The sequence below is a fragment of the Caballeronia sp. LZ043 genome (assembly GCF_031451075.1).
Classification (GTDB): Bacteria; Pseudomonadota; Gammaproteobacteria; order Burkholderiales; family Burkholderiaceae; genus Caballeronia.
Map to the genome: position 1 here is coordinate 1,505,382 of NZ_JARUXT010000001.1, position 13,864 is coordinate 1,519,245.

The 13,864-nt window shown below is 65.2% G+C and carries 14 protein-coding genes; 3 read left to right on the forward strand and 11 right to left on the reverse strand.

The window, feature by feature from the left end:
• Positions 1-281: 281 nt before the first annotated feature.
• From QCE64_RS06785 to QCE64_RS06795, 3 genes are all read left to right on the forward strand, one after another.
• Positions 282-1,214, forward strand: coding sequence for an ABC transporter permease (locus QCE64_RS06785; protein WP_309916129.1), 933 nt, complete (start codon positions 282-284; stop codon positions 1,212-1,214).
• A gap of 27 nt (positions 1,215-1,241) precedes the next feature.
• Positions 1,242-2,261 carry an ABC transporter substrate-binding protein gene (locus QCE64_RS06790; RefSeq protein WP_309916133.1) on the forward strand — a complete coding sequence of 340 codons (1,020 nt, stop codon included), beginning with the start codon at positions 1,242-1,244 and terminating at the stop codon, positions 2,259-2,261.
• A 76-nt stretch (positions 2,262-2,337) separates the two neighbouring features.
• Positions 2,338-3,081: an ABC transporter ATP-binding protein gene (locus tag QCE64_RS06795; RefSeq protein WP_309916135.1), complete on the forward strand. Its 744-nt coding sequence runs from the start codon at positions 2,338-2,340 to the stop codon at positions 3,079-3,081.
• Between the two features lie 198 nt (positions 3,082-3,279).
• On the opposite strand, the gene QCE64_RS06800 is transcribed toward QCE64_RS06795, so the two are convergent.
• From QCE64_RS06800 to atzF, 11 genes are all read right to left on the reverse strand, one after another.
• Entirely contained in the window at positions 3,280-3,597 is a 318-nt protein-coding gene (locus tag QCE64_RS06800) for an FCD domain-containing protein (protein ID WP_310003167.1), read from the reverse strand.
• Positions 3,598-3,680: 83 nt separating this feature from the next.
• Positions 3,681-4,376, reverse strand: coding sequence for a GntR family transcriptional regulator (locus QCE64_RS06805; RefSeq protein ID WP_309916140.1), 696 nt, complete (start codon positions 4,374-4,376; stop codon positions 3,681-3,683).
• A 55-nt stretch (positions 4,377-4,431) separates the two neighbouring features.
• The gene (hpxZ, locus tag QCE64_RS06810; protein WP_309916143.1) at positions 4,432-4,830 is read right to left on the reverse strand and encodes an oxalurate catabolism protein HpxZ; all 399 of its coding nucleotides are present in this window, start codon (positions 4,828-4,830) and stop codon (positions 4,432-4,434) included.
• A complete protein-coding gene (locus QCE64_RS06815) occupies positions 4,830-5,489 on the reverse strand; it encodes a cysteine hydrolase (protein ID WP_310003169.1) in 660 nt (219 codons plus the stop codon). The genes hpxZ and QCE64_RS06815 overlap by 1 nt, the downstream gene beginning before the upstream one ends.
• Before the next feature lie 3 nt (positions 5,490-5,492).
• A complete protein-coding gene (locus QCE64_RS06820) occupies positions 5,493-6,491 on the reverse strand; it encodes a formamidase (protein WP_310003170.1) in 999 nt (332 codons plus the stop codon).
• Between the two features lie 19 nt (positions 6,492-6,510).
• Positions 6,511-8,112 carry an ABC transporter ATP-binding protein gene (locus QCE64_RS06825; protein ID WP_310003172.1) on the reverse strand — a complete coding sequence of 534 codons (1,602 nt, stop codon included), beginning with the start codon at positions 8,110-8,112 and terminating at the stop codon, positions 6,511-6,513.
• Positions 8,113-8,114: 2 nt separating this feature from the next.
• A complete protein-coding gene (locus QCE64_RS06830; protein ID WP_309916154.1) occupies positions 8,115-8,807 on the reverse strand; it encodes an isochorismatase family cysteine hydrolase in 693 nt (230 codons plus the stop codon).
• A gap of 23 nt (positions 8,808-8,830) precedes the next feature.
• Positions 8,831-9,757 carry an ABC transporter permease gene (locus QCE64_RS06835; RefSeq protein WP_310003174.1) on the reverse strand — a complete coding sequence of 309 codons (927 nt, stop codon included), beginning with the start codon at positions 9,755-9,757 and terminating at the stop codon, positions 8,831-8,833.
• A complete protein-coding gene (locus tag QCE64_RS06840) occupies positions 9,750-10,865 on the reverse strand; it encodes an ABC transporter permease (RefSeq protein ID WP_309916161.1) in 1,116 nt (371 codons plus the stop codon). Before QCE64_RS06840 ends, QCE64_RS06835 begins: the two co-directional genes overlap by 8 nt.
• Before the next feature lie 22 nt (positions 10,866-10,887).
• Positions 10,888-11,985, reverse strand: a complete 1,098-nt coding sequence (locus QCE64_RS06845; protein ID WP_309916163.1) for a BMP family ABC transporter substrate-binding protein — start codon at positions 11,983-11,985, stop codon at positions 10,888-10,890.
• Positions 11,982-13,829 carry an allophanate hydrolase gene (gene atzF, locus QCE64_RS06850; protein ID WP_310003176.1) on the reverse strand — a complete coding sequence of 616 codons (1,848 nt, stop codon included), beginning with the start codon at positions 13,827-13,829 and terminating at the stop codon, positions 11,982-11,984. The genes QCE64_RS06845 and atzF overlap by 4 nt, the downstream gene beginning before the upstream one ends.
• Between the last annotated feature and the right edge of the window lie 35 nt (positions 13,830-13,864).

The window sequence follows — 13,864 nt, forward strand, 5'->3', positions numbered from 1 at the left end:
TAAAGGCGGCTTCGACACCCCGCCATGGCTGGACCTATCAGAACCTCCAGCCTGGCACTACCGGCTCGATTATTGTTTGAAGATGCTTGATCAAAGCCGCGAGTTTGCAACCGAGTGCCCCGAAAAAGCCTTAAAAAGGTGCAAACCGCCACTGAGTTTATTTTCGGCCGGCAACGCCCTGGCGTACCTCCGAAAATCAAGCCCGCTCCCTGTTTTTGTTCTTGAATGGTTTTCCTTTTGCGGGATGGCTGAGCCCCCGGCGGCCCGCGTGATCCACCGGTGTGCGCGACGGACGGCATGTCGAGGCGCACGCGGCGTCCCGGACCTTCGAATCTGAAACTGAGGAGACGGCAGTGAGAGTAAGAACCCTACCCGACCACGGCAAGACGATCGAGCCTTCGACGGCACCGCGCACGCCGGAGGTCAGACAACGTCGTCACTTGCGCCCACGCCTGAAGTCTTATTGGTTGACCGGCGCCGTGCTGATCGTTGCGATCGCGCTGTGGCAGGCAATATCGATGGCCGGCGTCTTCCCCGCGTTCGCGCTGCCTTCGCCGGTGGCCGTCTGGCAGGCCTTCACCGACATTTCGCGCAACGGCTACGGCGGCCAGTCGCTGATCGGCGACATCCTGATCAGTTGCTTTCGCATCATCGTCGGCTTTGTCGGCGCTATCGCGATCGGCGTGCCCGTCGGTCTTTTGATGTCCCGCAGCAAGATCGTTTTCGACATCATCGACCCGCTGCTGCAGTTCATCCGTCCCGTGCCGCCGCTCGCCTATATCCCGCTTCTGGTGGTGTGGTTCGGCATCGGCGAATTGCCGAAGGCCATTCTGATTCTCGTCGGCACCATCCCGGTCATCATCATCGGGACCATGTCGGGCGTCAAAAGCACGCCGCCGCTGCGTATCGCCGTGGCTCGCACCCTCGGCGCCACCAACGCGCAAATCTTCCGCAGGATCGTACTGCCTTCAGCGATGCCCGAGATCTTCACCTCGATGCGTGTGGGGATCGGCGTGGCCTGGACCTGCCTCGTCGCCGCCGAACTGATCGCCGCCAGCAGCGGGCTCGGCTGGCTCGTGCAGTTCGCCGGGCAGGCGCTGCAGGTGGCCGTCGTCATCGTGGGCATCATCGTGATCGGGGTGATCGGCTACGCCATGGAACTCGTGATTCGCCAACTCGAAAACTGGATCGTGCCCTGGCGCGGCCACGACTGACATCAACACCATCCAAGGAGACCAGACATGAAGACGAGACGCCCGAAGCAAGCCATGACCGCCGCCCTCTTGATGGGCACCGTGCTCTATGCCGGCGCCGCCGGGGCACAGAGCAAGCCGCAGGTCATCATCGGCTACGAGGACAACGGCGCCGACCCCTACATGGTGTCGATGGCGGAGCACCTCTTCGAACGTCACATGAATGCGGATGTCGAGTACAAGCTCTTCAGCTCGGGACCGGCGGCCATGAGCGCGCTGGCCTCGAACAGCCTGTCGTTCATGTGCGGCCTCGGCGTACCGCCGCTCGTCACGGCGATCGCGCAGGGCTTGCCGATGACGATCGTGTACAACCAGGAACGGTATACGAACGCTGCCGGCATCGTGGTCAAGTCCGACAGCGGCATCCGCGACGTCGCGGGCCTGCAGGGCAAGAAGATTGCGATCGTCGCGGGCTCGCAGGCTTCCTTCGAACTGGCGACGTTCCTCGCCGAGGCACACGTTCCCTACACGTCCGTGACCCAGATCAACATGGCGCCGCCGCAGATGCGCACCTCGTGGGTGACGGGCTCGATCGACGCCGCCATTGTCTGGGATCCCGTGTTCAGCGCGTTGCGCGCAGCCGGCGGCAAGGCGATCAAGACCGACGGCGATCTGCCACGCAGCGCGTCCAGCTACAACGTCTGTATTGCCAACGCGGACTGGGCGAAGGCGCACCCGGATCTCGTGCGCGGCTTCGTCGCCGCGCTCGACGAGGGCTATCAGATCACGAAGAAGGACCCGGACAAGGCCATCGCCGAGATGGCTCGCCAGACCGGCGTCACCGTGGATGTCGCGAAGAGCGAGCTGGCGGGTTACGAGCTTTTTTCCGGCGCCGATCAGACCACGCCGAACGTCATGGGCTCCGGCGCCGGCGTGAAGACCTCGGCCACGTATGAAACGCTCGTGAATACCGCCAAGGTGCTGAACTCGATCGGACGCATCCAGACGGTGCCGTCCAGCTTCGAGGTCAATGTCGCTCCGCAGTATTCGCAATCGCTGGCTCACTGAGGTGCTGCATCGACGTGCCGCATCGGATCGCTGAATCGTGCCGCTGAGGCGCTGAACACCTGCTCGCCAACAGGAGATGGACTTGACTATCCTGATCGATTCGCTTTACAAGACCTTCGGCGGAACCTCCGCCCTCGAGAACATCAATCTGCAGTTCCAGAGCGGCGAATTCGTCACCGTGCTCGGGGCTTCCGGCTGCGGCAAGACGACCTTGCTGCATCTGCTGGCAGGTCTGACATCGCCCTCTCGTGGCAGCATCCATATCGACGGCGAAATCAAGGATCGGCCCGGCGAAGATCGTGTCGTCGTGTTCCAGCAGGCCGGATTGTTCCCGTGGCTCAACGTCGAGGAAAATATCGAGTTCGGCCTCTCGCTTCACTCGGTTTCCAAGGCCGAGCGGCAGAGGGCCTCCGCCGACATCTTGCGCACCATCGGCCTCGAAAACTTCGCGCGGCACAAACCCTATGAACTATCCGGCGGGATGCAGCAGCGTGTGGCGATCGCTCGCGCACTCGTCATGAAGCCCAAGGTCCTGCTCATGGACGAGCCCTTCGGCGCGCTGGATGCGCAGACGCGCAGCGCCATGCAGACGTTTCTGACTTCGCTTTGGGACCAGTTGCATTGCACGATCGTGTTCATCACGCATGATATCGATGAAGCAATCCTGCTCGGGACGCGGCTCGTCGTGCTGTCGTCACGACCCGGGCGGGTCGCGCTGGATGTGCCGATCGAACTCGAGCGGCCCCGCACGCCGCAGTGTGCCTTCGATCCGCATTTTCTCGAGTTGAAGAAGCAGGCGATGGGGATTCTGGCGCATTGAAGGGGTGCCCGAAATCCGAATCCAGCATGGATTACAGGTTGTCGCGAAAACTGCCGTTTGCCCCCTCCCTATGCGCATCTTCGACAGAATGCGCCTGGACTGGGAGACGCCGCCGTCAGTGGGTGAGCGACTTGCCGGCTGCGGGGCGAAGCTCGTTCGAGCAATGTTGCCGCGTCACGGCTTATGCCGATCCACCCGTCACGCGGTTTTACCCGGCGCCGGGTCGTCCTGCGAGCGCATCAGCACGTCCAGCACCTCACGCGCGGTGTTCTCGGAATGCTCGCGCAAGATGCGCGCGAGGCCGGCATGTGCCGTGTCCTGCAGCGCCGCAAGGATTACCTCGTGTTCGCTGGCCAAGTCCGCCCAGCGCAAGGTATCGGCGTTGGCCGCGCCGCGCGCGCGATGCACCTTCGCCATCAGCGTCGAATACCCATTCGCGAGCACTGGATTGGCGGCGGAATCTTCCTTTTCGTCAATACGCGCGCCAGCCGGGAACTCGCCCTCGTCGATCGTCACGCGCAGGCGCGGCAATTTCCGCCGCCATGTCGCGTGATGTCCGTCGACGGGGGGCGCGCCGCTGCAACCCGCGCCACGCCTCCTCAATTCACGAACGGCAGTTTGAGGTCGCGCGATTCGGTCAGCATCGACACCGTGATCTTGCGCACCTCCAGCTTGCTCTGCGTGATGTGGGCACGCAGCAGCATCGCCGCTTCTCCGCACTTGCCCCGCTCGATGAAGCGCAGCATCTTCGCGTGCTCGTCATACGTCGCGCTGGTGCGATGCGGCTTCAGGAAGTCGAGCCGCCGCACGATGCGGATACGCTCGGTGATTTCACCATGCACGCGCACCATCTCGTCGTTGCCGGATGCGCGCACGATGCCGCGATGGAACTCCTCGTCCATTCTGAACATGGCCACGGGATCGCTCTCGCGCGCCTCGACGGCCACGCACCAGGTTGACTTGAGCGTATCGATGCCGGGATGCGGCGGCGTGGCGCTAGCCAGCTTGTCGAGTGAAGCGGTCTCGAGCACGATGCGCAAGTCGTAAAGCTGGTCGAGTTGCGCAAAATTGATCTCCGAGACTTTCCAGCCGCGCCGGAAGCCTACCTGGAGATAACCTTCGCGCAACAGGCGAAACAGCGCGTCGCGCATCGGCGTGCGCGACACGCCGTAGTAGTGCGCGATGTCCGTTTCGGAGAAACGGTCGCCGGGAAACAGGCGGAAGCTGAAGATGTCCTGCTTCAACTGCTGATACACCTGTTCGGCGAGCGGATTGGCGCTCTGGATGTCGCGCACGACAGCACTGTCCGTCAGTTTGGGCGAATTGATTCGAGGTCTCCGGCAAGGCTTCTCAAGGCGCTTCGATCAGGCTCACATGCGCCGCGACGATGATCCATCCCGCGAACGTGCCCGCCCTGTCGCCGATGCGCGCCCATGTCTGCATCTGGCGCCCGAGCAATGGCGTGGCATCGCTCGTGAATTCGGTGCTCACCGTGGCATGGTCCGGGCCGAACGTCGTCACGACGGTCCGGTGCAGCCGCCGCGAACGCGGCACGGGTGCACACGTCTCGCGCCAGCGGCGGATTTCGTCGCCGCCATGCTGCACTTCGGCAATGCCATATCGTACCGTTTCCGGCGCATGCCAGAACAGCGCGTTCATCGTGCCAACGTCGTTGTCGACGAGCGCGCGCTCATAGGCGGCGAACGCACGTTCGACCTGCGCCACGGTGTCCGGATGATTCAGTTCCATCAGCCCTCCAGCAGATCGGCCAGCGTCGCCGTCCATCCGACGATCCCGCCCTGCGACCGGATCATCTCGATCGTCGCGGTCTTGAACGCGGGAATGTAGCTGGCCGTCGCGTCTTCGATCAATACGCATTCGTAGCCGCGATCGTTCGCTTCGCGCATGCTCGTCTGCACGCAGACCTCGGTCGTCACGCCGGCGAACACGAGGTGCGTGATGCCGCGTTGCGCCAGTTCCTCGCCGAGCCGCGTTGCATAAAACGCGCCCTTCCCCGGCTTGTCGATGACGATCTCGCCCGCCAGCGGCGCGACCGCGTCGACGATGGCATTGCCCGGCTCGCCGCGCACGAGAATGCGGCCCATCGGCCCGAGATCGCCGATGCGCGCATGCGGCGCGCCGCGCAGGCGTTTCGCGGGCGGACAATCCGACAGGTCCGGCGCATGCGATTCGCGCGTGTGCACGACGAGCCAGCCGTGCTCCCGCGCGTGATCGATAAGGCGCGCGACCGTCGGCACGATCGAGGCAAGCAGGGAGACATCGTTGCCCAGCGCTTCGCCGAATCCGCCCGGCTCGATGAAATCGCGCTGCATGTCGATGACCACCAGCGCCGTATGCGCTGCATCGAACGTGAAGGATCCGGGCCGGGCATGGACAAGGGTGGGCATCGTTCAGCCTCCGTAATGCCGTTCGGGCACCGGGAAACCACAGGACGCACCGTCCTTCACGACGACCTCCTCTTCCCAGGGCAGGCGGTATTCGCCGCGCACCATGTCCTGCATGAACGTGTACGGGCAATCCCGCGCGCCGCCTTTCACGGCCACATAGCCGCGATGCCCGAGCTGATAGATATTGTTCTCGACGCCCCATTGCGTGCGCGCTTCGCGCACCAGGTCGGGACGCAGTTCACAGGTGATGATCTCGTCGGGACGATTGCCGCCTTCCACCATCACGGTGCCGTCGAAATCGCAGAACATGCCTTCGCCCATCGAATCGAACGTGCCGTCGCTGCCGCACAGACACACGCTCGCCGTCTGCGCGAGATTCTGGAATGCGTTCGACTGATTGGTGATCTTCCACGCATGGCGAATGGGCGCGGTGTAGCCCGCTGTGCGCAGGATGATCTCCGCCCCTTTGTAGGCCGCCTCGCGCGCCATCTCGGGAAACATGCCGTCATGGCAAATGATCAGCGAGAGCTTCGCGCCCCGCGGACCGACACACACCGGCACGCCGACGTTCCCCGGTTCCCACGGCTCCACCGGCACCCAAGGATGCAGCTTGCGGTAATAGAGCTGGATCTCGCCCTTGTCGTCAATGACGATGCCGCTGTTATACGGGTTGCCGCCCGGATTGCGCTCCATGATGGAAAAGCATCCCCAGATGCGATGCTCGACGCAGGCGGCCTTGAAGGCCGCCACTTCCGGACCGTCCAGCGAACACATGATGGCGTCGTCGGTGCGCATCGACAGACCATGCAGCATGTATTCGGGGAACACGACCAGATCCATCGCAGGGTTGTTGCGGCGCGCCTTGCCCACCAGCGCCTCGACGCGCCGTGTCTGCGCAGCCAGTTGTTCCGGCGTCGCAACATCGGGATTCTGCAACTGGACCAGACCCACCACGATGCCCTGCGCCGACTTGTTCAATCCACCGAGACCGCTCGAACTCATTGGAAACTCCTTGATGCCGTCATGCATGCACGGCGATGGATTCGGACACATCGCGCCCCGTGCTTTCGACATGCCCCGCCATATGTCTTCCCAGTGCGACGCGATCCGCGCCGCTCGCGGGCGTTTCGTGCACGAGCCGCCCTTCCGCGATCACCACGATACGATCCGCCAGTTCCAGCAATTCGTCCAGGTCTTCGCTGACGAGCAGCACGGCGGCGCCCGCGTCGCGCGCGGCGAGAATGCGCGCATGGATATCCGCGACCGATGCGAAGTCCAGCCCGAACACCGGATTCGCGACGATCAGCACATCGACCGCCTGCCCGAGTTCGCGCGCCAGCACGGCGCGCTGGACATTGCCGCCCGACAGCGTGCCGATGGCACGCGCCGGGACCGGCGGCCGCACGTTGAAATCCGCGATGAGGCGCTCGGCGCGCGCGCGCATGGCGCGCCGGTCGAGCACCCAGCCATGGCGTTTCATCGGCGCGCGATCGAAGTCGCGCAGCGCGAGGTTCTCGGCGATGCTCATGTTCGCGACGCACGCATTGCGCAGCGGTTCTTCCGGCAGCGCGAACAGGCGCAAACGGCTCATCTCCGCGCGCGTCGCGCGATACGGCTCGCCCTTTACGCGCATCTCGCCGGCCTGCACGCGGCGCTGGCCGACCAGCGCTTCGATCAGTTCCTTCTGCCCGTTGCCCGACACGCCAGCGACCCCGAGTATTTCGCCCGACCTCACCGCCAGCGACAGCTCGCGCACCGCCGTGTGCCCACGGTCGTCCACCACACTGAGTGTCGACAGTGCGAGGCGCACGGGCGCATTGTCTTCGCAAGGCTTGCGCGTGGGACGGATCGCGGCCAGCTCCGGATCGTCGACGGCGGCGTCGCCGCCCATCATCCACGCTGCAAGCTGATCGCGGCTCGTGTCCGCCACCGCGCTCGTGCCGACGAGTTTTCCTTTGCGCAACACGGTGACATCGTCCGCGTACGCCATCACCTCGCGAAACTTGTGCGTGATCATCAGCACGGTCAGCTCGCCGCGCGTGGCGAGATCGCGCATCAGACCGAGCACTTCATCGGCTTCTTGCGGCGTGAGAACCGAAGTGGGTTCGTCGAGAATCAGGAAGCGTTGCCGCAGATAAAGCTGCTTGAGAATCTCGAGCTTCTGCTTTTCGCCGGCGGCAAGACCGGACACAGGAGCATCGAGCGGCAGGCGGAACGGCATGGAGCGCATGAAGGCAGCGAGCGCGGCACGCTCCTTCGGCCAGTCGACTCTCCATGGCAGGCGTCCGCGTGCGAGCAACAGGTTCTCCTCCACCGACAAGCCCGCCGCCAGCGTGAAGTGCTGGTACACCATGCCGATGCCGAGCGTCTGCGCATCGCGCGGCGATGCGATCTTCACCTGCCGCGCATCCGCGATGATCTCGCCGTCGTCGAGCAGCCCGTAGCCGACCAGGCCCTTCACGAGCGTGCTCTTGCCCGCGCCGTTCTCGCCGAGCAGCGCATGCACGGTGCTCGCGCGCACCCGGAGCGTCACGTCGTCGAGCGCGGTAAATGCGCCGAAACGCCGGGTCGCACCCAGCACTTCGACGCCCATGGCCCGGGTCTGGGCAGTCACAGGATTCATGATCAGCGTCCGAGTGCGGCCAGCAGCGCCCGCGAATGCGAGACCGCGCCGAATACGCCGCCCTGCATCAGCACCATGTTGAGGGCGGCGTCGTGATGGCCCTGATCAGTGGCGCCGCAGCAGTCCGCCAGAATCGTGCATTCGAAGCCGCGGTCGTTGGCCTCGCGCATCGTCGTGTGAACGCACACGTCGGTAGTGATGCCGGTCAGCACCAGATTGACGATGCCGCGCGTGCGCAGGATCAGTTCGAGATCGGTGGCGCAGAACGAGCCCTTGCCGGGCTTGTCGATGATGATCTCACCGGGCATGGGCTTCAGCTCATCGATGATCTCCCAGCCCGGCTCGCCGCGCACGAGGATCTTGCCGCACGGTCCGTCATCGCCGATGCCGATACCGTCCGTCCCCGCGCGCCGGCTTCTCCAGCGCTTGTTGGCGGGCAGGTCCGAGAGATCGGGCCGATGCCCCTCGCGCGTATGGATGATCGTGAAGCCCTGCTCGCGCATCAGGTCGAGAACGTTCCTGATCGGCCCGATCGGCGCGCGCGTCAGAGAGAGCTCATAGCCCATCTTGTCGACGTAACCGCCGATGCCGCAGAAATCCGTCTGCATGTCGATGATGACGAGCGCGGTATTGTCTGGGCGCAGATTGCCGTCATACGGCCACGGATAGGGGCGTGCTTCGATGAACCGGGTCATGTGCTTGGCTCCATGCAGAGAATTCAACGGGTAAGACTGAGTTCGCCGGGGGCGCCGGCCAGCGTGCGGTCGGGCCGGCAGTTGACGATCATGATCGCGAGGGTCAGCACGTACGGCGCCGCGTTGAACAGGTAGTAGCCGCTCGTCACGCCGATCGCCTGCAACGCGGGACCAAGCGCGCCCGCCGCGCCGAAGAGCAAGGCGGCCCACAGGCAGCGCAAGGGCTGCCAGCGGGCGAAGATGACGAGCGCGACCGCCATCAGGCCTTGTCCGCTGGACAGCCCTTCGTTCCAGCTTCCCGGGTACACGAGCGACAGATACGCACCGCCGACACCCGCGAAAAAGCCGCCGACGGTCGTCGCGAGAATGCGCACGCGCGTGATCGGATAGCCCATTGCGCGCGCGCTTTCCGCGTTCTCGCCGACCAGCCGCAGCGCCATGCCCCAGCGCGTGTGACGCAAGCCCCATTGCAGTGCGAACGCCAGCAGCACGCCGATGATGAACAGCGGGTTGATATGCAGCGCGTTGTGCAGTTGCGGCGAAGCGGTCCACGCGCCGAGGTCGATGGACGGCAGCATCGGCGCCTGCGGTTCGATGAACGGCGCGCCGAGCTCCCCCGCGCCGCCGCCGCCGCCCAGCCGCCGCGCCCCGCCGCCGCCACGGTCCGCCACCCGCGGCAGCGAGCACACGAGACCGTGCAGGCAGCCGAGCAGCAGTCCGGCGCACCCGGCGGCGAGCACGCCGAGCCATGGCGAGCCGGACAGATACGCGGCGGCATAACCGGTCATCGCGCCGGACACGAGGATGCCTTCCAGCCCGAGATTCACGCGTCCGCCCTTTTCGGTCAGACATTCGCCGATGCTGACGAACAGATAGGGCGTGCTGACGCGAATGGCGCCCGCGAACAGCGAGAGCAGCAGCACGGCGATGGGGGAATGTGCATCAAACATGACTGCCCTCCAGTTGAGCCGACGAACGCGCGATCGTCATCGCCTGCAATCGGATGCGCCATGCCGCCACACGGCCGCCCATCGCCTCCCATGCCAGCAGGTTCGCGAACAGCAGGCCTTGCAAGACGAGCGTGGTGGCGTCGGGCAGGCCCAGGCGGCGTTGCAGCAGCGAGCCGCTCGCCTCGATGCCGCCCACGAGCACCGCGCACAGGATGATCGCAAGCGGGTTCTGGCGGGCCGCGAACGCAACGAGGATGCCGGCGTAACCGTACCCGGCCAGCAACGACGCGTTCGCGCTGCCCTGCACCGCCACGACTTCGAACGTCCCGGCCAGTCCCGCAGCCGCGCCGCCCAGCGCGCAGGCGGCGATCGCGAGCCGGTTCACCGGCAGCCCGACCAGTTTCGCGGCATGGGTGTTGCCGCCCGCGATGCGCATCGCGAAGCCTCGGGTGCTGTAGCGCACGAAGATCCACGCGGCAACGCAGGCAAGCGCGCCCCAGAACAAGCCCCAATGCACGTCGAGGCCCGGCAGCGAACCGACCATGAAGGCATCCGGAACAGGCGGCGTCGAGGGCTTGTTGAGACTTGCCGGATCGCGCAACGGACCTTCGACGAGATGCTTGAACAGCGCAATCGCGATATACGACATCAGCAGGCTGCTGATGGTCTCGTTGACGCCGCGCAGCTGCCGCATCGCCCCCACCGCGCCGATCCAGATCCCGCCTGCGAGCATGCCCGCGAACGCCATCAGCGGTGCGGCGACGAACCACGGCAGCGCCGCGGGCACGAGCGTCGCCACGACGGCCGATGCCAGTCCGCCGAGCGCCAGCGCGCCCTCGCCACCGATCACGATCAGCCCGACCTGCGCGGGCATTGCCACGCACAGCGCGGTCAACATGAGCGGTGCGGCCCGCAGCAACGTGCTCTGCCACGCAAACGAAGAACCGAACGCGCCTTGTGCGATGAGCACGAGGGCGTCGTCGGCCGGCTGTCCCTGCGCCAGCAGGAACAGCGAGAACAGCGCCAGCGTGCCGATCAGCGCGCACAGCGTCGGCAGTGCCGGCAATGCGCCCAGCGCCAGGCGCGGTAACAGGAAATTGGAACGCATGCTGGCTCCGCGAACTGGAAAATCAGATCTGCCCGACGACACCCGCCACGAGATAATTCATGCTCTCGAGCTTGATGTCGGTCTGCGCGTACTGGGTGCCGGACGCAATGGCGCTGCCGCCCTTGTTGTCCTTGAGCGGGCCCTTGAAGATCACGTAATCGCCCGCGACCATCTTCGACTTGATGGCGTCGGCGCCTGCCTTCGCATCGGACGTGACCTTGGGGCCGTACGGCGACATCCTGACGAAGCCTTCCTTCAGCCCGCCGCGCAAAATGTTGGGTTGCGGCTTGCCAGCCTGGGCATCGCCGACCACTTCCTTGAAGGGCGTCGCCCAGTCCCATTCCGCGCCGGTGAGATAGCCCTTCGGCGCCAGCGCGGCCTGGCTCGCGTGATAACCACAGCTCATTGCGCCGCGCTTCTCCGCGGTTTCGATCACGACTTTCGGACCATCGACGTGGCACGTCAGCACGTCGCATCCCTGATCGACGAGGCTGTTGGCGGCCTCGGCTTCCTTCACCGGCATCGACCAGTCGCCGGTGAAGATGACGTGCGTGCTGATGGACGGGTCGACCGACTGCGCGCCGAGCGTAAAGGCGTTGATGTTGCGCAGCACCTGCGGAATCGGCTTGGCGGCGACGAAGCCAAGTTTCTTGCTCTTGCTCGCGTGTCCGGCAACGACGCCGTTCAGGTACTGGCATTCGTCGATATAGCCGAAGTAGCTCGCGATGTTCGGCGGGTTGCCCTGCTTCCACAAGCCGCCGCAATGCGCGAAGCGCACCTTCGGATACTTGGCGGCCATCTTGAGCACGTGGGGATCGAAGTAGCCGAACGAGGTCGCGAAAATGAGCGTGGCGCCATCCTGCTCGATCATGGCTTCCATGGTCTTCTGCACGGCAACCGTCTCGGGCACGTTCTCCTCCTCGACCACTTTCACGCCGGGCAACTTCTTGATGATCGCGGCGGCCTGCGCCTGCGCCTGGTTGTAGCCATAGTCGCCCTTCGCACCGACATAGATCACGCCCACGGTCAGATTGCTCGCGCCGAAGGCGAGATCGAACGGCAATGCGCTGCCGAGCACGAGCGCGCCGGCGCCCTGAATGAATTGGCGGCGATTGGTCATGATGTGGCTTCCTGTGTGGGTTGATCGTTGGATGAAACGGCCAGGCTCTGCCGGTACGCGCGCCAGCCGCCGAAAGAAGTGATGTCGCGTGCGCCGCTTGCGGGCGCGACTGCGCCGGGTTCGCAGATGAAGCCCTTCACGGCGCGACCGTCGCCGGTCGTGATCGTGCCGATGCCGAGCGGCGCGGGAATCGCCGCGACGAATGCGCCGAAGTGGCGCAGCGGCATCTCCCACAACTCGATGGCGATGGCGCCCCCCTGTTCCTGGGCACGCACGAGGCCTGGTTTGGGCGGCTGCGTGCTGGCGAGCGCAAAGAGCCGGTAGTCCGCCGAGGTCGTGTTCTCTTCAATGAAGCGTCCGCCTGCCTGATGCATCTGCCATTCGAGCGGCATGCCGCGCAAATGCGCGCCGACCACGGCGAGCGTCACGGACGGTTCCTGCAGCGGCAGGGCTTCGATGGCGCCGTCGGTCAGGTCTGCATCGAACAGCGCCTGTATCTGCGCGCCGAGGGCGGCGAGCCGCTGGTCCGCTCCCGCGGGTCCAATCAACGTGATGCCTGCGGGCAAGCCGTCGGCGCGCGGCAGGCACGGCACCGCCAGCGCACAGAGGTCCAGCAGATTGACAAAGTTCGTATAGACGCCCAGTCGGCTGTTCACTTCCACCGGATTCGCCTGCACCTGCGCGATGGTGGGATGCGTCGGCGTCGTCGGGACGATCAGCACGTCGGTGATCGCGAACAGGGCTTCGGTCTCGCGCTTGAGCAGCGCGAGTTCGTATTGGCCGCTGAACGCGTCGGCGGCGGAGAATGCCTCTGCCCGGCCGATGACTTTCGCGACCGTCGGGTCAATGTCCGCGCGATTCGAGGTGAAGAATCCGCCGAGCGCCGCGCGTCGCTCCGCCACCCACGGGCCGTCGTAGAGCAGCGCGGCGGCACGCTGCATCGGCACGAAGGGAAACGTCGTGGGCGTGAGATGCAGATGCGTGCGGATGACATCGAGCGTGGCTGCGAACGCGTCGGCGGCGAGCGTGTCGCCGAAGAACTCGAGGCGGTCGGGAATCGCCACGCGCGGCGGAGCCGGCGGTACGCCGTGCGTGGCGATGCGGCGCGAGTAGCCGTCGAGCGCATCGAACGCGGCCATCTGTTGCAACACGAGCCAGGCATCTGCAACGTCGTGAGCGAAGATCGACAGCGTATCCAGGCTCCTGCATGCCGGCACGACGCCGCGCTTGCTGACGAGACCGAGCGTCGGTTTCAGTCCGACAATGCCGTTGAAGCCGGCAGGCACACGGCCCGAGCCGGCGGTGTCGGTGCCCAGCGAGAACGCCGCGATGCCCTGCGCGACCGCGACAGCCGAGCCGGAACTCGATCCGCCGGACACGTGAGCCGGGTGGTCGACCTGCCGTACAGCGCCGTAAGGCGAACGGGTGCCGACAAGTCCGGTGGCGAATTGATCGAGATTGGTCTTGCCAACGAGGATCGCGCCTGCGTCGATCAGACGCTGCACCGCGAACGCGGTCTGCTCCGGCGTATAGGCGAACGCGGGGCATGCGGCCGTCGTCGGCAAGCCGGCGATGTCGATATTGTCCTTGACCGCGAACGGCACGCCGAAGAGCGGCTTACGCGTGAAGATCGCAGGACCGTGCTCGGCCTGTCCGCGCATGAGAGTGGCCGCGACGGCTTCGAGGTCGGTCGCCGGGACGACGAGCGTCCACGCTTCTGGGCGTTCACTGGTTCCGATCCGGGCAAGCGTCGCCGCGACGACGTCCAGCGGATTGGTCTCACCGCTCTGGTAAGCATCGAGAAGCGCGCGAACCGTAACTGGAACATCGATTTTCGGCTTCATGAGTTCATTCTTGAATACAAGATTGAACTCGTTAT